Annotated in this window: 16 protein-coding genes; 10 read left to right on the top strand and 6 right to left on the bottom strand. The window is 63.2% G+C overall.

Going from position 1 to position 17,875, the window contains the following annotated elements; translation table 11 throughout:
- Nucleotides 1-8 precede the first annotated feature (8 nt).
- The 3 genes from ppa (at nt 9) to MHZ91_RS02685 (ending at nt 1,696) form a co-directional block, all read left to right on the top strand.
- Entirely contained in the window at nt 9-539 is a 531-nt protein-coding gene (gene ppa / locus MHZ91_RS02695) for an inorganic diphosphatase (protein ID WP_175124630.1), read from the top strand.
- Nucleotides 540-830: 291 nt separating this feature from the next.
- Entirely contained in the window at nt 831-1,526 is a 696-nt protein-coding gene (locus MHZ91_RS02690) for a fumarylacetoacetate hydrolase family protein (RefSeq protein WP_128827800.1), read from the top strand.
- A 38-nt stretch (nt 1,527-1,564) separates the two neighbouring features.
- On the top strand, nt 1,565-1,696 hold the full coding sequence (locus tag MHZ91_RS02685; protein WP_056567326.1) for an entericidin A/B family lipoprotein: 132 nt from the start codon (nt 1,565-1,567) through the stop codon (nt 1,694-1,696).
- A gap of 71 nt (nt 1,697-1,767) precedes the next feature.
- Here the strand turns inward: MHZ91_RS02685 and MHZ91_RS02680 are convergent, their stop codons facing one another.
- Genes MHZ91_RS02680 through MHZ91_RS02670 form a run of 3 tightly spaced genes read right to left on the bottom strand, consistent with a single transcriptional unit; the run spans nt 1,768 to nt 4,446 of the window.
- Nucleotides 1,768-3,468: a PhoH family protein gene (locus tag MHZ91_RS02680; RefSeq protein WP_175138774.1), complete on the bottom strand. Its 1,701-nt coding sequence runs from the start codon at nt 3,466-3,468 to the stop codon at nt 1,768-1,770.
- A gap of 55 nt (nt 3,469-3,523) precedes the next feature.
- On the bottom strand, nt 3,524-3,988 hold the full coding sequence (locus MHZ91_RS02675; RefSeq protein ID WP_056567320.1) for a peroxiredoxin: 465 nt from the start codon (nt 3,986-3,988) through the stop codon (nt 3,524-3,526).
- Nucleotides 3,985-4,446 carry an Mth938-like domain-containing protein gene (locus MHZ91_RS02670; RefSeq protein ID WP_239212379.1) on the bottom strand — a complete coding sequence of 154 codons (462 nt, stop codon included), beginning with the start codon at nt 4,444-4,446 and terminating at the stop codon, nt 3,985-3,987. Before MHZ91_RS02670 ends, MHZ91_RS02675 begins: the two co-directional genes overlap by 4 nt.
- Nucleotides 4,447-4,680: 234 nt before the next feature.
- On the opposite strand from MHZ91_RS02670, the gene alaC reads away from it, so the two are divergent.
- The 4 genes from alaC (at nt 4,681) to MHZ91_RS02650 (ending at nt 9,201) form a co-directional block, all read left to right on the top strand.
- Entirely contained in the window at nt 4,681-5,868 is a 1,188-nt protein-coding gene (gene alaC / locus MHZ91_RS02665; RefSeq protein WP_056567313.1) for an alanine transaminase, read from the top strand.
- Nucleotides 5,869-6,036: 168 nt separating this feature from the next.
- Nucleotides 6,037-7,341: a homoserine dehydrogenase gene (locus MHZ91_RS02660; RefSeq protein ID WP_175138809.1), complete on the top strand. Its 1,305-nt coding sequence runs from the start codon at nt 6,037-6,039 to the stop codon at nt 7,339-7,341.
- A gap of 51 nt (nt 7,342-7,392) precedes the next feature.
- The gene (thrC, locus tag MHZ91_RS02655) at nt 7,393-8,802 is read left to right on the top strand and encodes a threonine synthase (RefSeq protein ID WP_175124627.1); all 1,410 of its coding nucleotides are present in this window, start codon (nt 7,393-7,395) and stop codon (nt 8,800-8,802) included.
- 177 nt (nt 8,803-8,979) lie between these two features.
- Nucleotides 8,980-9,201, top strand: a complete 222-nt coding sequence (locus MHZ91_RS02650) for a YgdI/YgdR family lipoprotein (protein WP_056567306.1) — start codon at nt 8,980-8,982, stop codon at nt 9,199-9,201.
- 91 nt (nt 9,202-9,292) lie between these two features.
- Here the strand turns inward: MHZ91_RS02650 and MHZ91_RS02645 are convergent, their stop codons facing one another.
- Nucleotides 9,293-10,312 carry a class 1 fructose-bisphosphatase gene (locus tag MHZ91_RS02645; RefSeq protein ID WP_175124626.1) on the bottom strand — a complete coding sequence of 340 codons (1,020 nt, stop codon included), beginning with the start codon at nt 10,310-10,312 and terminating at the stop codon, nt 9,293-9,295.
- A gap of 10 nt (nt 10,313-10,322) precedes the next feature.
- A complete protein-coding gene (gene pepN, locus MHZ91_RS02640; RefSeq protein ID WP_239212377.1) occupies nt 10,323-13,028 on the bottom strand; it encodes an aminopeptidase N in 2,706 nt (901 codons plus the stop codon).
- Nucleotides 13,029-13,179: 151 nt separating this feature from the next.
- On the opposite strand from pepN, the gene MHZ91_RS02635 reads away from it, so the two are divergent.
- Nucleotides 13,180-13,815, top strand: coding sequence for a DUF4136 domain-containing protein (locus tag MHZ91_RS02635; RefSeq protein ID WP_175124624.1), 636 nt, complete (start codon nt 13,180-13,182; stop codon nt 13,813-13,815).
- Nucleotides 13,816-13,903: 88 nt separating this feature from the next.
- Here the strand turns inward: MHZ91_RS02635 and MHZ91_RS02630 are convergent, their stop codons facing one another.
- Nucleotides 13,904-14,287 (bottom strand): H-NS family nucleoid-associated regulatory protein, encoded by a 384-nt coding sequence (locus MHZ91_RS02630; protein ID WP_056567295.1) that lies wholly within the window; start codon nt 14,285-14,287, stop codon nt 13,904-13,906.
- A gap of 746 nt (nt 14,288-15,033) precedes the next feature.
- Here MHZ91_RS02630 and tldD point away from each other — a divergent pair.
- Entirely contained in the window at nt 15,034-16,494 is a 1,461-nt protein-coding gene (tldD, locus tag MHZ91_RS02625; protein ID WP_239212375.1) for a metalloprotease TldD, read from the top strand.
- Nucleotides 16,495-16,740: 246 nt separating this feature from the next.
- Entirely contained in the window at nt 16,741-17,814 is a 1,074-nt protein-coding gene (aroG, locus tag MHZ91_RS02620) for a 3-deoxy-7-phosphoheptulonate synthase AroG (RefSeq protein WP_175124622.1), read from the top strand.
- Nucleotides 17,815-17,875 lie beyond the last annotated feature (61 nt).

Genomic DNA, 17,875 nt, shown 5'->3' with positions numbered 1-17,875 from the left:
GTTGAACCATGAGTCTTGATCGCGTCTCCCCTGGCAAGAAGCTGCCCGAAGACTTCAACGTCATCATCGAAATCCCCATGAACGCCGACCCGGTGAAGTACGAGGTCGACAAGGATTCCGGTGCGATCTTCGTTGACCGCTTCATGCTGACGGCCATGCACTACCCGTGCAACTACGGCTACATCCCCCAGACCCTGTCCGAAGACGGTGACCCCGCCGACGTGCTGGTCCTGACGCCGTTCCCGATCCAGATCGGCGCCGTCGTGCGCTGCCGCGCCATCGGCGTGCTGGAAATGGACGACGAGTCGGGCGGCGACGCCAAGCTGCTGGCCGTGCCGATCGAAAAGCTGTACCCCCCGTACCGCAATATCAAGTCCTACGAAGATCTGCCGACGGAAGACATCTCCCGCATCCAGCACTTCTTCGAGCACTACAAGGACCTGGAAAAGGGCAAGTGGGTCAAGGTCAAGGGCTGGAAGGGCGTGGACGCCGCACACGAGGAAATCGTGCGCAGCGCCGAGCGCTACACCAAGGGCTGATCAGGCTATCGGCCAGCCGGCATCATCGTGTTGGCTGGCACTTTCCTGCGGCGCGGCCGCGACGGCTGCGGCCAGTCGCAGCCGCGCCGTTGTCTTATGGGGCGCCCGATCCATCCGGCACTCGCTTTGGCCGCAGAAAGGGCTACACTCGCGAGTGCTTTTTCAAACGCCCGGCCGCCCAACAACAACACCGCCCCATCGCGGGGTCACAGGGCAAGCCAAGCGCGCGCGCGTCGGGGTAATATTTTTCCCGGTTTTTCCGGTCACGTATTTGTCATAGGTTGATAGCTCATGGACTACGTTTTGCCTCCCCAGCCGCCCGTCGCGGTTCCCGTTGCCGGCAGCGCCGCGCTGTTCCCCGTGCGCCGCGTGTATTGCGTCGGCCGCAATTACGCCGAACACGCCAAGGAAATGGGTTTCACCGGCCGTGAAGATCCGTTCTTCTTCTGCAAGCCCGCCGACGCGGTGCTGTTCGTGGCCGATGGCGAAACCGGCAAGATGCCGTACCCGCCCAAGACGTCCAACCTGCACTACGAAATGGAGCTGGTCGTGGTGCTGGGCAAGGGCGGCCGCGACATCCCCGTCGATCAGGCCAACGAATGCGTGTGGGGCTATGCGCTGGGTCTGGACATGACCCGCCGTGACCTGCAAGGCGAAATGAAGAAGCAGGGCCGTCCCTGGGAAATCGGCAAGGCGTTCGACCAGTCCGCGCCGCTGGGTCCCATCCACCCGCGCAGCGTGGTCGGCACGCTCGACAAGGGCGCCATCTGGCTGGACGTCAACGGCGAGCGCAAGCAATCCAGCGACATCTCGCAGATGCTGTGGAACATTCCGGAAAGCATTTCTTATCTGTCGGGCCTGTTTGAACTGCAGCCCGGCGACATCATCTTCACCGGTACGCCTGAAGGCGTGGGCGCCGTGCGCCAAGGTGACGTGATCACTGGCGGCGTCGAAGGCCTGGGCGAACTGCGCGTGCAGATCGCCTGAGCATAGGCGCTTTCATCTTTTCATTTTGGAGTTAGAGCATGCGCGGCAAGTTTGTGCTGACTGCCTTTGTCGTATTCGGCTTCGTGCTGGCCGGTTGCAATACCGTTGCCGGCATGGGCAAGGATGTGTCCCGGGCGGGCAATGCCATCACCAACGCCGCCGACAAATAATCGGCGCGCGGCAGTGAAAAAAAGCCCCTTGAGCAATCAAGGGGCTTTTTTGTTGCGAGCGCGAAGAAGAACTACAGCACGTCGCCCGCGTAGTCGGCCAGACGCGAACGTTCGCCGCGTTGCAACGTGACGTGGCCGGAGTGCGGCCAGCCCTTGAAGCGGTCGACCACGAACGTCAGGCCGGAGCTGCCTTCGGTCAGGTAGGGGGTGTCGATCTGGGCGACGTTGCCCAGGCAGATCACCTTGGTGCCGGGACCCGCGCGGGTGACCAGCGTCTTCATTTGCTTGGGCGTCAGGTTCTGCGCTTCGTCGATGATGAGGTACTTGTTCAGGAAGGTGCGGCCGCGCATGAAGTTCAGGGACTTCACCTTGATGCGCGAGCGGATGAGGTCCATGGTAGCCGCGCGGCCCCAGTCCCCGTTGCCTTCGCCATCACCCATGTTCAGCACGTCGAGGTTGTCTTCCAGCGCGCCCATCCAGGGCAGCATCTTTTCCTCTTCGGTGCCAGGCAGGAAACCGATGTCTTCACCGACAGGCACCGTGACGCGCGTCATGATGATCTCGGTATAGCGCTTGGTTTCGAGCACCTGCGTGATGCCCGCCGCCAACGCCAGCAGCGTCTTGCCGGTGCCCGCCTGGCCCAGCAGCGACACGAAGTCGCATTCCGGGTTCATCAGCAGGTTCATGGCGAAGTTCTGCTCGCGGTTGCGCGCCGTGATGCCCCAGACATTGTTCTTGCCGTGGGTGTAGTCTCGCAGGGTGGCCAGCACCGCCATCTTGCCGCTGACTTCGCGTACCTGCGCATACAGCGGCATCTGGCCTTCAAAGTAGACGAACTGATTGACCACGAACTGCGAACACAGCGGGCCGTGAATGCGGTAGAAGGTGGTGCCGCCCTGTTGCCAGGATTCGACGTCCTTGCCGTGCTTGTTCCAGAAGTCTTCAGGCAACTGCATCACGCCCGAATACATCAAGTCCGAGTCTTCAAGGACGTGGTCGTTGAAGTAGTCTTCGGCGGCCATGCCCAGCGCGCGCGCCTTCAGGCGCATGTTGATGTCCTTGGACACCAGCACGACCTCGCGCTGCGGGTACTTTTCCTGCAGGGCGCGCACCACGCCCAGGATCTGGTTGTCGGCCTTGCCCATCGGCAGGTCCGAGGGCAGGGTGCTGTGGATGGCCGTGGTCTGGAACATCAGGCGGCCCGTGGCATCCTTGTTGCCCAGCTTGGCCAGCTCAAGGCCTTCGTCCAGGTGCGTGGCGTCCTGCACCAGCGAATCGAGCGACCGGCTGACCTGGCGCGCGTTGCGCGCGACTTCCGACATGCCCTTTTTCTGGTGGTCCAGTTCTTCCAGCGTCATCATCGGCAGGAAGATGTCGTGCTCTTCGAAGCGGAAGAGCGAACTGGGATCGTGCAGCAGCACGTTCGTGTCCAGCACGAACAGCTTGCGAGGTTCATTCTGGGCGCGCGCCTTGCCGCGCTTGGCGGGGGCGGGCGCGGCCTTGGTCTGCTGGCGCGCTGGGGCGCGAGCGGCCGGCGCGGCGGGGGGCGGTGCCTGGTGAGCGGGCGACGGCGTGTGGGCTTTGCGTGCCGGCGCCGCCATGCCTTCAAGTTCTGGTTGTACCAGCAGTTCGTCCTCGTCTTCGGCGAGGGCTGCCTGGGTGTTGGACCGCGCAGCGGCAGTCTTGGTGGTGCGGGCCTGCGCCCGGGCGGATTCGCCCGAGGGGAAGGTCAGGATGGCTGCGGGGCGGGTAGGCAACTTCGGAAGCGGCATATGCGTCACTCTCCTGTTTGGGCCGGCTATAGCGCCTGACGGGTTTCCTGTGCGGCTAACCGATGCTCTTGGCGGCTTGCAGGACTTCCTTCGCGTGGTTCGGGACCTTCACCCCGCGCCACTCCTGCACCAGCACGCCATAGGCGTCGATCAAGAAGGTGCTGCGTTCGATGCCGCGCACCTGCTTTCCATACATGTTCTTCTGCTTGATGACGCCGAACAGGTTGCAGACGGTTTCGTCGGCGTCGGAGATGAGAGGGAAAGGAAGCTCGTACTTGGCCTTGAAATTCTCGTGCGACTTCAGCGAGTCGCGCGAGATGCCGATCACGATCGCACTGGCCGACAGGAAGTCGCCATGCAGATCGCGGAAATCCTGGCTTTCGGTGGTGCAGCCGGGCGTGTTGTCCTTGGGGTAGAAATACAGGATCACGGCCCGCCCCTGGCATTGTTCAAGGCTGATGGGGCCTATCGTGCTTTCGGCGGTGAACAGCGGGGCGGGTTTGCCTATGCTCGGCGTCATTGACTGGTAGCTCCATTGGGCGGGATGAGGGCGACGACCACGCGCCGTCCCTCAGCCATCAGGATGTTGTAGGTGCGCGAGGCGGCGTGGGTGTCCATCGTTTCCACGCCAATGCCCACGGCCAAAAGGGGACGCAATACTTCAGGGCGCAGGAACTGCTGCTTGCCGCCGGTGCCCACCAGCAGGACTTCGGGCGCGTTGGCCGGCCGGCTGGGCGCGGCTTCCGGGGCATCCAGAAAATCCAGGGGGGTGCGGGCGGGCTCGGACAATCCGGCTGCCTGGAGCAAGAGGGAGGAGGTAATGTCGGCCGGCGACTCAACGGGCCAGATGGTCACTTCGCCTTCGGGGCCGAAAGCGACCGAGGAGGAAAAACGTACCTGGTTGACCTCGATATAGCCATCGCCGTAAGCGGTGACAGTGTTAAGAGCGGCCGTCGCAGGATCGGTATGCAGCTTCAATAAAAACTCCGGCTATACGTGCTTGATAATAGCGCATCGGACACGGCGCATGTTGCAACGTATCCACGAGGGAAAAGGGGCTTTTTTTTCCCATTTGCCCCTCAGGCGTCGTTGCGCTAGATTACAGGGTTTTGCTGCGCTGCAATCGTGTGCTGGCGCGGTTCTAAGCCCCCTTTCCCCTTCGCGCGACCGCGCCCTGGTCTTTTTGCCTTTTCGCCCCTAAGGATTCCCATCATGAGGAAGTTCTCTCGCATCGAGCGTTTGCCCCCGTACGTTTTCAACATTACCGGCGAGCTCAAGATGGCGGCGCGTCGGCGTGGCGAAGACATCATCGACATGTCGATGGGCAATCCGGATGGGGCAACGCCCAAGCACATCGTCGACAAGATGGTCGAGGCGACCAGCCGTCCCACCACGCACGGCTACTCGGTGTCCAAAGGCATCCCACGTCTGCGCAAGGCGATCTGTGACTGGTATCAGCGCCGCTACGCGGTCGAGTTCGATCCGGACTCCGAAGCCATCGTCACCATCGGTTCCAAGGAAGGCCTGGCCCACTTGATGCTGGCCACGCTGGACCGCGGCGACACCGTGCTGGTGCCCAATCCCAGCTACCCGATCCACATCTATGGCGCCGTCATCGCCGGCGCCAACATTCGTTCCGTGCGCATGACGCCGGGCGTGGACTTCTTCGAGGAACTGGAACGCGCCGTGCGCGAATCCATCCCGAAGCCCAAGATGATGGTGCTGGGCTTTCCCAGCAACCCGACCGCGCAGTGCGTCGACCTGTCGTTCTTCGAGCGCGTGGTCGCGCTGGCCAAGGAACACGACATCCTCGTCGTGCATGATCTGGCCTACGCCGACATCACGTTCGACGGCTACGTGGCCCCGTCCATCATGCAGGTGCCCGGCGCGCGCGACGTCGCCGTCGAGTTCTTCACGATGAGCAAGAGCTACAACATGGCAGGCTGGCGCATCGGCTACATGGTCGGCAACCGCGAGCTCGTGAACGCGCTCGCGCGCATCAAGAGCTATCACGACTACGGTACGTTCACGCCGATCCAGGTGGCGTCCATCGCCGCGCTGGACGGTCCGCAGGACTGCGTGAACGAAATCGTGGCGCAGTATCAAAGCCGCCGCGACGTGCTCGTGCGCGGCCTGCATGAAGCAGGTTGGAATGTGGAAATTCCCAAGGCGTCCATGTACATCTGGGCGCAGATCCCCGAACCCTACCGGGCGATGGGCTCTTTGGAATTTGCCAAGCGTGTCCTGTCGGATGCGAAAGTGGCCGTGTCCCCCGGGATCGGCTTCGGCGAGTATGGCGACGAATACGTGCGCTTCGCTCTTATCGAAAACGAGCAGCGCACCCGCCAGGCGGTGCGCGGCATCAAAGATATGTTCCGCAAGGACGGTCTGCTGAAGTGATGAGTGCCCACCCCCGCAGCGCTGCGCGCTTCCCCCTCTAGGGGGCATGCCTGCGGACCGGCGGAGCCGGATCCGCGGCATCGCGATCAGGTGGCAACAGCTTCATGCACAGGATTATGGAGAAGTGAAATGAATTCCCCTCAACGCCCGCCCGCAGAGGGCGGCGCGATGAAACCCATGAAGGTGGGTCTGCTGGGTCTTGGCGTGGTTGGCGGCGGCACGTGGACCGTGCTGTCCCGCAACGCCGAGGAAATCGCGCGCCGCGCCGGCCGCCGCATTGAAGTCGTTCGCGCCGCCGTGCGCGACGTGGAAAAGGCCCGCGCCCGCGTGGGCGATTCCATCGTGGTTGATACGGACGGTCACGCGCTGGTGCGCGATCCTGAGATCGACATCGTCGTCGAGCTCATCGGCGGCGACACCCTGGCCCGCGAGCTGGTGCTGGAAGCCATCGCCAACGGCAAGCATGTGGTCACGGCCAACAAGGCGCTGCTGGCCAAGCATGGCAACGAGATCTTCGCCGCCGCCTCTGAGCGCGGCGTGATGGTGAACTTTGAAGCCGCCGTCGCCGGTGGCATCCCCATCATCAAGGCGATCCGCGAAGGCCTGACCGCCAACCGCATCCAGTGGGTGGCCGGCATCATCAACGGCACCACCAATTTCATCCTGTCCGAAATGCGTTCGCGCGGCCTGCCGTTCGCCGACGTGCTGGCCGAAGCCCAGCGCCTGGGTTACGCCGAAGCCGATCCCACGTTCGACGTGGAAGGCGTGGACGCCGCGCACAAGCTTACGCTGCTGGCCTCGCTGGCATTCGGCGTGCCGGTGCAATTCGACCGCGCCCACATCGAAGGCATCTCGCAACTGGCAGCCGAAGACATCGAGCACGCCGAGCGTCTGGGTTACCGCATCAAACTGCTTGGCATCACCAAGCGCCGCCCCGACGGCATCGAGCTGCGCGTGCACCCGGCGCTGGTGCCGTCCGAGCGTCTGCTGGCCAACGTCGAAGGCGCGATGAACGCGGTGCTGGTCAAGGGCGACGCCGTCGGCCCCACGCTGTATTACGGGCAGGGCGCGGGCGAAGAGCCCACCGCCTCGGCCGTCGTGGCCGACCTGGTCGACGTGACGCGCCTGCACACCGCCGATCCGGGCAACCGCGTGCCGCATCTGGCCTTCCAGCCGGACGCCATGTCGGACACGCCCATCCTGCCGATCGAACAGGTCAGCACGTCCTACTACCTGCGCCTGCGCGTCGACGATCAGCCCGGCGTGCTGGCGGACATCGCCCGCATCCTGGCCGACCGCGGCATTTCCATCGGTTCGATGATCCAGCAACCGTCGCACATCGGCGGCGCGGACATCATCTTCCTCACGCACGAGGCCATGGAAGGCAACGTCAACCAGGCCATTGAGCGCATCGAATCGCTGCCGTTCGTGCGGTCCAAGGTGACGCGTCTGCGCGTGGAGAACCTGACCTGATGAAGCCTGGCTCCCTCGCCAGGGAGTCCGGCCCATCGAGGAGCCATTGATATGAAATACATCTCGACGCGCGGCGGCATGGCCCCGCTCGAATTCTCCGACATCCTGCTCGAAGGCCTGGCGCCCGACGGCGGGCTGGCCGTGCCGCAGACGCTGCCCCAGGTCTCTGCTGACACGCTGGAATCCTGGCGCGGCCTTTCGTATGCCGACCTGGCATTCGAAGTGCTGTCGCTGTTCGCCACGGACATTCCCGCGGACGACCTGCGCCGTCTGACCCGCGCCGCCTACACGCCGCAGATCTTCAGCAGCGAGGACATCGTGCCGCTGCGTCCGCTCGACGGCGGGCTGTCGTTGCTGGGCTTGTCGGAAGGGCCGACGCTGGCGTTCAAGGACATGGCCATGCAGTTTCTTGGCCAGGTCTTCGAATACGTGCTGGAAAAGCGCGGCACTACGCTGAACATCGTGGGCGCCACCTCCGGCGACACGGGCTCGGCGGCGGAATACGCGCTTCGCGGCAAGAAGGGCGTGGCGGTGTTCATGCTGTCGCCGCACGGCCGAATGAGCGCCTTCCAGCGCGCGCAGATGTACTCGCTGCAAGACGAGAACATCCACAACATCGCCGTGCGCGGCGTGTTCGACCAGGCGCAGGACATCGTCAAGTCGCTGGCCGGCGACCTGGACTTCAAGAACCGGTATCGCCTGGGCGCCGTGAACTCGATCAACTGGGCGCGCATTGCCGCCCAGGTCGTCTACTACTTCCACGGCTGGCTGCGCGCCACCGAACGCGCCGGACAGCAAGTGTCCTTTGCCGTGCCGTCGGGCAACTTCGGCAACATCCTGTCGGGTCACATTGCCCGCCGCATGGGCTTGCCGATCCGCCGCCTCGTGCTGGCCACGAACGAGAACAACGTGCTGGAAGAGTTCTTCCGTACCGGCGTGTATCGTCCGCGTCCCGCCGAGCAGACGTACGCCACCTCCAGCCCGTCGATGGATATCTCGCGCGCCTCCAACTTCGAGCGCTTCGTGTTCGATCTGGTGGGCCGCGATACCGATCGCGTGAAGGCGCTGTGGACGGCGCTGCCGCGGGATGGCGCGTTCGATCTGTCCGACATGAAGGATCAGTTCGAGTCGCAGTATGGCTTCGTGTCGGGCGCCAGCTCGCATGTGGACCGTCTGGCGACGATTCGCGCCTTGTACGACGCTACTGGCGTGCTGGTCGACCCGCACACCGCGGACGGCGTGAAGGTCGCGCGCGAATTCGTCGAGCCGGGCATCCCCATGCTCGTGCTGGAGACCGCGCTGCCGGCCAAGTTCTCCGAGACCATCGAGGAAGCGCTTGGCCGTCCCGCGACGCCGCCCGGCAACCTCGCCGATCTTGAATCGCTGCCGCAGCGCGTCGAAGTGATGGACTGCGACGAAGCGTCCGTACGCCGTTTCATCGAGGCGCACGCCAAGGTGTAAGCACGCTTGCCGCTTGTATACGGTTGCAACCCCTCTCAGGCGCCCCCTTAGAGGGGTTTTTCTTTATTGGGGCCGGGTCCGATTACGTTCTTAAGCATTTTGCGCACAACCCGACACGATTTCGGGGGTCGATTCGGCTAGAGTGAAATCACTATTCAACACTCGGAGAACACGACCATGAACCTGAAGACCATGACGTTGGCCCTGGTGATGACCGGCGTTGGAGTACTGGCCGGATGCTCGTCGCCTTCGGTTATCAACCAACGCGACGGATCTTCGACCGTAGCGCCCGACGAGCCCGAATACGACAAGAAGTCGGGCATGTATGAATACGAACAGAACGGCAAGAAGGTTCAGATCAACAAGGACGACGTGAAGTCGATCGAAGAGGTCAAGTAAGCCAGCCTGACTCTTTACTGTCTGCACCAAGCAAAAGCCCCGGCTGTCATGGCCGGGGCTTTTGTTTTGGTGCGGAACGAACGGGCGCAGTTTACTTGCCCGCGTCCTCGGCGTGGTAGCGGCCCACGCGTTCGACTTCGTTCTTGGAACCCAGGATCACGCTCACGCGCTGGTGCAGCTTTTCAGGCTGGATGTCCATGATGCGCTGCGTGCCGTTGATGGCCGCGCCGCCCGCCTGTTCGATCAGGAAGCTCATGGGGTTGGCTTCGTACATCAGGCGCAGCTTGCCGGCCTTGCCGGGTTCGCGCGCGTCCCACGGGTACATGAAGATGCCGCCGCGGGTCAGGATGCGATGCACGTCCGCCACCATCGAGGCGATCCAGCGCATGTTGAAATCCTTGCCCAACGGGCCGGTGGAGCCAGCCAGGCAGTCGTCGATGTAGCGCTTGACCGGCGGGGCCCAGTGCCGCATGTTCGACATGTTGATGGCGAATTCCTTGGTGTCTTCCGGCACGCGGATGTTCTCGTGCGTCAGCACCCACGATCCCATTTCGCGATCCAGGGTGAAGCCCACGACGCCGTTGCCGATGGTCAGCACCAGCATCGTCTGGGGACCGTAGACGGCGTAGCCGGCCACCACCTGCTTGTTGCCCGGCTGCAGGAAGTCGTCTTCGCAGACGGGGGCGCCCGACACATCATGCGGCGCGTGCAGCACCGAAAAGATGGTGCCGATGGAGACGTTCACGTCGATGTTCGACGAGCCATCCAGGGGATCAAACAGCAGCAGGTATTCGCCCTTGGGGTAGCGGTTCGGGATCAGATGGATGGTTTCCATCTCTTCCGAGGCCATGGCCGCCAGGTGGCCGCCCCATTCGTTGGCTTCCAGCAGGATCTCGTTGGACAGCACGTCCAGCTTCTTCTGGACTTCGCCCTGGACGTTTTCGCTTTCCAGGCTGCCGAGCACGCCGCCCAGCGCGCCCTTGCTGACCGCATGGCTGATGGCCTTGCAGGCGCGCGCCACCACTTCGATGAGCAGCCGGACTTCCGGCGCCAGGGCTTGGGCGGAGCGTTGCTGCTCCACCAGGTATTGAGTCAGTGTTTTACGTTTCAAAAGGATCTCCCTATGCGGCGAATTCTAAAGCCTTGGATACGATTTCCTGCACGTTGCGCGACAGGCCGTCGTGCTGGCGCACTTTTTCAAGCGCGGCCTGCATGGGCGCGCGCAGCGTGGGGACGAAGCGCGACCAGTTGTCCAGCGCACGCGCCAGGCGCGCGGCGATTTCCGGGTTCAGCGCGTCCAGCGCCAGCACCTGCTCGGCCCAAAAGGCATAGCCCGAGCCGTCCGGATGGTGCATGCCGCGGGCGTTGTTGAGGCAGAACTGGAAAATCAGCGCGCGGGCGCGATTGGGGTTGCGCAGCGTGAAGGCCGGGTGCTTCATCAGCTCGCGGGCGGTCTGCACGGTTGTCGAGCGGGCGGCCGCCTGCAACGCGAACCACTTGTCCACCACCAGCGGATTGGCGCTCCATTTCGTATAGAAAGCGGCCAGCGCCTGCTGCGGGAAGTCGCCTTGTCCGAAATTGATCAGGGCAGTCAGCGCGGCCATGCTGTCGGTCATGTTGCCCGCATTGGCGTACTGTTGTTCGGCCAGGCGCTGGGCTTCGGGCTCGCCGGCCGCCATCAGGTGGCTGAGCGCCAGATTCTTCAGGGCGCGCATGCCGGCGGGAATCGGGGCAGGGCTGTACTCGCCCGGCGTCTGGTTCTCGTCGAAGGCGCGGCGGAACTCGGCCTGGAGTTGACGGCCCAGTTCGGCGCGCAGGAAGTCGCGTGCCACGGCCAGAGCGGGCGGATCCACCTCCTGCATGCGTTCGGCCAGTGTCTTTTCCGACGGCAGCGCCAAGGCGCGCGCACGGTAGGCGGCATCCAATGCGGGATCGGTGAGCAACGCGCGCCAGGCGTCGATGAAAGCCGCCTCGGCGTGCAGCGTACGGCCCGCCTGGCGGGCGTCCGCGAGCGCCAGAATCTGGCGGGTGGCCAGTTCCTGGCCGGCTTCCCAGCGCGCAAACGGATTGCCGTCGTGTGCGGACAGCAGCGCCAGTTCTTCGTTGGACCAGTCGTAATCCACGATGACCGGCGCGGAGAAGTCGCGCAGCAGCGAAGGCACGGGCCGTTCGGCGATATCTTCGAATACCCATTGCTGGCTTTGCGTGGTCAGTTCCAGCAGTGCGGTGTCCACGACGGCGCCCTCGTGGCGCAGCGGCAGCGCATTGCCATCGCGGTCCAGCAGGCCGATCGCAAAGGGAATGTGGAAGGGCGCTTTGACGTAGTCCGGGCCGGCCTTCTTTTCGACGCCGACGGGCGGGCACGACTGGGTGAGTGTCACGGTGCAACGGCGCGCGGCGGCGTCGTGATCGAGCCTGACCGAAACGCGGGGCGTGCCGGCCTGCCGGTACCAGCGGCGAAACACTGACAGGTCGCGGCCGGGATGCTGCTTGACGTAAACCGATTCCATAGCGGCGACGAAATCGTCGCACGTTACGGCCTGGCCGTCGTGGCGGCGGAAGTATTCGTCCATGCCCGCGCGGAAGCCGGTTTCGCCCAGCAGCGTGTGCTGCATGCGGATGACCTCGGCGCCTTTTTCGTACACGGTGGCCGTGTAGAAGTTGCCGATTTCCTGGTAGCTTTCCGGACGGATCGGATGCGCCATGGGGCCGGCGTCTTCAGGGAACTGCGCGGCGCGCAGCGCCACGACGTCATCGATGCGCTTGACGGCGCGCGCGCTGGCCGCGGCTGCGGCGTCCATGTCGCGCGCCATCATGTCGGCGCTGAATTCCTGGTCGCGGAAGACTGTCAGGCCTTCTTTCAGGCTCAGTTGGAACCAGTCGCGGCAGGTGACGCGGTTGCCGGTCCAGTTGTGGAAGTATTCGTGCCCGATTACCGATTCAATACCTTCGTAGTTCGCGTCGGTGGCCGTCTGCGGATCGGCCAGCACGTAAGCCGCGTTGAAGATATTCAGACCTTTGTTTTCCATGGCTCCCATATTGAAGTCATGGACGGCCACGATCATGAAGCGGTCGAGGTCCAGTTCAAGCCCGAAGCGGCTTTCGTCCCAGCGCAGCGAACGCACCAGCGAATCCAGCGCCCATTCGGTCTTGGTTTCGGAGCCGGGGTCGCTGTAGACCTGCAGCAGCACATCGCGGCCACTGACCGTCTTGACTGTGGTTTCGCGATGCGTGAGGTTGCCCGCCACCAGCGCGAACAGATAGCAGGGCTTGGGGAACGGATCTTCCCATTCGACCTCGTTGCGGCCGTCGGGCAACTGGCGCGAGGCGATCAGGTTGCCGTTGGACAGCAGCACGGGATACTCGGGCTGCGCGCGCAGCGTCACGCGATAACGCGACATGACGTCGGGGCGGTCAGCAAACCACGTAATGCGGCGGAAGCCTTCGGCCTCGCATTGCGTGAAGAAATTGCCGCCCGACACGTACAAACCCATCAGGGTGGAATTGGCGGACGGCTTGCAGCGGCTGACGATTTCAACCGTGGCGTCGGCGGGCAGGCCACGCAGCGTGAGGGTGTGCTCGGAAAGGTGGTAGCTGGCGGCGGGCAGCGGCTCGCCATTCACGCCTACCGACACGAGTTCCAACTCTTCTCCGTCCAGGATCAGGGCGGCGTCGGCGCTGGCCTCAGGCCTGCGCTGCACGTGCATCGTGCAGCGCACTTCGGTCGCGTCGGGCGCGAGGTCGAAGGCGAGGGCGACTTCGGGAATTTCGTAGGGGTAGGGCTGGTAATCCTTGCGGTAAACGGTAACGGGCGTGTCGGTGCGCATGGGATTTGCAGTCCTGTATGAACAAGAAGGCTATTGTAGTGGCTGGCCGATGAGCGGAACCTTGGGCTTACGGGCTAGCCTGAAAACTTTTGGCAAGCGCTTATGTCAAAGCTCGTTATGATGGCGCCGTCGTGCGCTGAAGGAGTTGCAAATGTCCAGGTCGTCTTGGTTCAGCAGTCTTGGCCGGTGGGCCGGTATTCTTGCCGTCCTGGGGGCGATGACGTTGACGGGCTGCGCCGCGCCGACCGTCTCGGCCCGCGTGACGTCGTTTCAGCAATGGCCGGCGGCTGTCGAAGGCCAGACCTATCAGTTTGTTCCCGCCGACCCATCCCAAATCAATAATCTGGAATATCAGTCGTTCCAGGACATGGTGCGCGCGGGTATCGGCGCTACGGGTCTGGTCGAAGCCCGCCAAGGCGTAAAGGCCCGCTTCGAGGTGTCGTTCCGTTATGGCACCACACAGACGCAGGTGATGGTGCGCCGTCCGTACGATCCGTATTTCTATGGCGGCTATGGCGGTTTTTATGGGCCAGGACCGTGGGGCATGGGCGCGGGTTTCTGGGGTCCGGACTGGGTCGACGTGCCCATGGTGGTCCAGCGCAATTCGCTGTCGCTCTTCATACGGGATACCCAGCAGGGCGGTGCCGAGGTATACCGTTCGACCGCCTTCATTTTGAGCGAGCGCGATGATTTGCTTCGCACCATGCCCTATCTGGTGCGCGCCATATTCGACAATTTCCCCGGCAATAACGGCGCTGAACGAGAGATTCAATTCCCCGCGCGTTGAGCCGGGAAGGTTCTCGGCGGTGGTTTCCTAAAATAAAAACGGCGCACCATGATGGTGCGCCGTTTTATTTCTTACTGAGGAATAGGTTTTATTCCTTGATAAGAAAACTCTCGCGGGTTGCGCCGCCGGCTTCTTCGGCAGCGAGCCAGCGCGGCGCCTTGCCGCGGCCGCTCCAGGTTTCTCCGGTTTGCGGGTGGCGATACTTGGGCGCCACCGCGCGCTTCGCGGCGCCGCCTGCGCGGGCGGGGGCGCTGGCCTTGCGGCGGCCACCCGTGGCAGCGCGGGCGGGCTTGCCGGCGCCGTAGGCGGCGATGATTTCTTCAGGCGTGATGTCGTACTCGCGCATCGACGTGATGATGGACGTGATCACCGGCTTGCGGCGCTTCGTCTGGAGGACTTCGGCCTTCTTTTGGAGCTTGTTGATTTCCTTTTCGATCTTTGCTTGCAGAGCTGCGTAGGTTTCTCGGGCCATGGTTTATTCCTGATTATGGAACTGCTTTAATCGCCGGCGAAGTTATTTATTTGTTGTGCTTCGCATAATACAGAATTTAAGTCGGGGTATCGTCATTCTCAGACTAATTACTTTGTATCAAAAGCGCGGGAAGACTTACCGCTTGCGGGTCGCCGCAATTTTCACAACATAGGAAGCAATATCTTAAATTTGGGACAAACTGAAACAAGCTGCCGCTTGGCTAACGGGTTTGCATTGGGATCGTTGATTGTCGGACAACCCCAGGAATGGCTTGCAGGCTGACGAAATCGTCGGTCTGCAAGCTAGCGCGGGGAACTATCGAAGCGAGTCTGGCGTCAATAACCGAGCGCTCGCTGCGTGCTGAATTTGTCGCAAACGCACGCGTTATACATTATGGCTTTGTGACCCCCCTGCGGTGGTATACCCCCGGAACAACGGTGTTCCGTCCCTCGGATTTCATTTTGTTGTCAGGTCGTACGACAAGATCGAAATCGTCTGATAGGCAATGCGGTCCGGGCGTAATTGCTTAACTTGATACTTAACTTGATGCCCAGTATGCCGCCCCCATCTGTATGGGCAAGATAATGCGAGATCATTTTGTCCCGCATGGCGTGCCGCATTTGCCACTACGGCGCACCGCGACTTTTGGTGTCCGGCGCGACGCCGGGTCCTTGTCGGCGGTACGATACGGTCTTGAGCGCCATGACGCGCATGCGCGGCCCCGGTGCCGTTCCTGAACTGAGCCTATGAAAATCATCGATCCCGCCATTGCTTCCCTGGCCACCGCCAAATCCCTTCTGCTCGACCCCTGGGGGCTGACCGAAGCGGACATGGCGCGGGCACTGGGTGAAATCTTCACCCACAAGGTCGATTACGCCGACCTGTATTTCCAGTACACGCGCAGCGAAGGCTGGAGTCTTGAAGAAGGGATTGTGAAGACGGGAAGTTTCTCCATCAGCCAGGGCGTGGGTGTCCGGGCCGTCAGCGGCGAAAAGACTGCATTCGCCTATTCGGATTCCCTGTCGCCCGACGCGCTGCTGTCGTCGGCGCACGCTGTGCGCGGCATCGCGCGCCGCGGCGCCGGCAAGGTCAAGGTCGCCGCTCACGTCGAGGCCGAGATGGGCCGTAGCCTGTATGCGGACATCGACCCCGTCGCCAGCCTCAGCGCGCCCGAAAAGGTCGCACTGCTCGAGCGCATCGAGCGCATGGCGCGGGCGCGCGATCCCCACGTGATCCAGGTCATGGCCGGACTGGGCGCGGAATACGACGTGGTGCTGGTCGCGGGCAGCGACGGCCGCCTGGCCGCAGACGTGCGCCCGCTCGTGCGCCTGTCGCTCACCGTGATTGCCGAACGCAATGGCCGTCGCGAAATGGGTCACGCCGGCGGCGGTGGGCGGCTGGGCCTGGCCTACTTCACCGACGAGATGCTGCAGGGCTATGTCGAGCGCGCCGTGCACGAAGCCATGATCAACCTCGAGGCGCGTCCCGCACCGGCCGGCGAAATGACGGTTGTCCTGGGCTCGGGCTGGCCTGGCATCCTGCTGCACGAAGCCGTCGGGCATGGCCTGGAAGGCGACTTCAACCGCAAGGGATCCAGCGTGTTCTCCGGCCGCATCGGCGAGCGCGTGGCGTCCAAGGGCGTCACCGTGATCGACGACGGCACGATTCCCGACCGCCGCGGTTCGCTCAACATCGACGACGAAGGCAATGCCACGCAGCGCAATGTCCTGATCGAAGACGGCATTCTGCGCGGCTACATGCAGGACACGCTGAATGCGCGCCTGATGAAGACCGCGGCCACTGGCAACGGCCGCCGCGAGTCCTTCGCGCATCTGCCCATGCCGCGCATGACCAACACGTACATGCTGGCCGGCGACAAGCCCGCCGACGAAATCGTCGCCTCGGTCAAGCGGGGCCTGTATGCCGTCAACTTTGGCGGCGGCCAGGTCGACATCACCAACGGCAAGTTTGTGTTCTCGGCCTCCGAGGCCTACATGATCGAAGACGGCAAGGTTACGTATCCGGTCAAGGGCGCCACGCTCATCGGCAATGGCCCCGACGCCATGAACCGCGTCACCATGATCGGCAACGACCTGCAGCTGGATTCTGGCGTGGGCACCTGCGGCAAGGACGGCCAGAGCGTGCCCGTCGGTGTCGGCATGCCGACGGTCCGCATGGAAGGCCTGACGGTCGGCGGCACGGCCTGATGGCATAAATGGGGGCGGCATCCGGCAAAAATCCGGCGTGACGCCCTCAAAAAACTGTGCTAGAGTCGGTCCCCATGAAATTCGCGTCCCCCGCCTTTTATTTTTATTTTTTTGGTTTTCTGAAGCCGCTGGCGGAGGAAGGGACGCGCTCAATCTGAAGTTTGGACAGAATCCCCCCAAAAAAGCCGCCAGCAGATCTGGCGGCTTTTTTTATGCCGCCGTGGCGGGCAACCCAGGAGCAGTACCGTGTCGCACAACACCGATGACCTTCGTATTCGAGAAATCAAGGAACTGAATCCGCCCTCGCACGTGATGCGCGAGTTCGCGTGCACCAAGGAGGCGTCCGAGACCGTCTTCGCCGCGCGGCAAGGCATGCACCGCATCCTGCACGGCATGGACGATCGCATGATCGTCGTGATCGGTCCGTGTTCCATCCACGACACGCGCGCCGCCATCGAATACGCCAAGCGTTTGAAGCCCGTGCGCGACCGCCTGAGCGCGGACCTGGAAATCGTGATGCGCGTGTACTTCGAGAAGCCGCGCACGACCGTGGGCTGGAAAGGCCTGATCAACGATCCCGACCTGGACGGCAGCTTCGACATCAACAAGGGCGTGCGCGTCGCCCGCGAACTGCTGCTGGACATCAACAGCATGGGCTTGCCGGCGGGATGCGAGTTCCTGGACATGATTACGCCGCAGTACATCGCGGATCTGGTCTCCTGGGGGGCGATCGGGGCGCGCACGACGGAGAGCCAGGTGCACCGCGAGCTGGCGTCGGGCCTGTCGTGTCCGGTGGGATTCAAGAACGGCACGGACGGCAACGTGAAGATCGCCGTCGATGCGATCAAGGCGGCCTCGCAGCCGCACCATTTCCTGTCGGTGACCAAGGGCGGCCATTCGGCCATCGTGTCCACGGCGGGCAACGAGGACTGCCACGTCATCCTGCGCGGCGGCAAGACGCCGAATTACGACGCGGCCAGCGTGGACGCCGCTTGCCAGGACGTGTCCAAGGCCGGTCTCGCGCAGCGCATCATGGTCGACGCCAGCCACGCCAACAGCAGCAAGAAGCCGGAGAACCAGCCGCTCGTCGTCGAAGACGTGGCGCGCCAGATGGAAGCCGGCGATGCGCGCCTGGTCGGCGTCATGGTTGAAAGCCATCTGCTGGGCGGCCGCCAGGACATGGTGCCGGGCCAACCGCTGGTGTACGGCCAGAGCATCACCGACGGCTGCATCGACTGGGATGCGTCCGTGGCCGTGCTGGAGCGCCTGGCGCAAGCCGTGCGCGAACGCCGCCGCGTGGCGCTGACGTCTGGCAAGTAAATCCGGCAAGTGATTCCGGCAAGCGATTCCGGAAAATGAGGGGGATTCACGCCGCGCACCG

The organism is Achromobacter sp. ACRQX (assembly GCF_022346505.1).
Lineage (GTDB): Bacteria > Pseudomonadota > Gammaproteobacteria > Burkholderiales > Burkholderiaceae_B > Achromobacter > Achromobacter animicus.
Note: the sequence above shows the minus strand (reverse complement) of the source record. Positions and strands in the feature narration are given on the sequence as shown.

Excerpts from the sequence above, each read along its gene's own strand:
- ppa (WP_175124630.1), top strand. The coding sequence starts at position 9 with ATGAGTCTTGATCGCGTCTCCCCTGGCAAGAAGCTGCCCGAAGACTTC.
- MHZ91_RS02690 (WP_128827800.1), top strand. The coding sequence starts at position 831 with ATGGACTACGTTTTGCCTCCCCAGCCGCCCGTCGCGGTTCCCGTTGCC.
- MHZ91_RS02685 (WP_056567326.1), top strand. The coding sequence starts at position 1,565 with ATGCGCGGCAAGTTTGTGCTGACTGCCTTTGTCGTATTCGGCTTCGTG.
- MHZ91_RS02680 (WP_175138774.1), bottom strand. The coding sequence starts at position 3,468 with ATGCCGCTTCCGAAGTTGCCTACCCGCCCCGCAGCCATCCTGACCTTC.
- MHZ91_RS02675 (WP_056567320.1), bottom strand. The coding sequence starts at position 3,988 with ATGACGCCGAGCATAGGCAAACCCGCCCCGCTGTTCACCGCCGAAAGC.
- alaC (WP_056567313.1), top strand. The coding sequence starts at position 4,681 with ATGAGGAAGTTCTCTCGCATCGAGCGTTTGCCCCCGTACGTTTTCAAC.
- MHZ91_RS02660 (WP_175138809.1), top strand. The coding sequence starts at position 6,037 with ATGAAACCCATGAAGGTGGGTCTGCTGGGTCTTGGCGTGGTTGGCGGC.
- thrC (WP_175124627.1), top strand. The coding sequence starts at position 7,393 with ATGAAATACATCTCGACGCGCGGCGGCATGGCCCCGCTCGAATTCTCC.
- MHZ91_RS02650 (WP_056567306.1), top strand. The coding sequence starts at position 8,980 with ATGAACCTGAAGACCATGACGTTGGCCCTGGTGATGACCGGCGTTGGA.
- pepN (WP_239212377.1), bottom strand. The coding sequence starts at position 13,028 with ATGCGCACCGACACGCCCGTTACCGTTTACCGCAAGGATTACCAGCCC.
- MHZ91_RS02635 (WP_175124624.1), top strand. The coding sequence starts at position 13,180 with ATGTCCAGGTCGTCTTGGTTCAGCAGTCTTGGCCGGTGGGCCGGTATT.
- MHZ91_RS02630 (WP_056567295.1), bottom strand. The coding sequence starts at position 14,287 with ATGGCCCGAGAAACCTACGCAGCTCTGCAAGCAAAGATCGAAAAGGAA.
- tldD (WP_239212375.1), top strand. The coding sequence starts at position 15,034 with ATGAAAATCATCGATCCCGCCATTGCTTCCCTGGCCACCGCCAAATCC.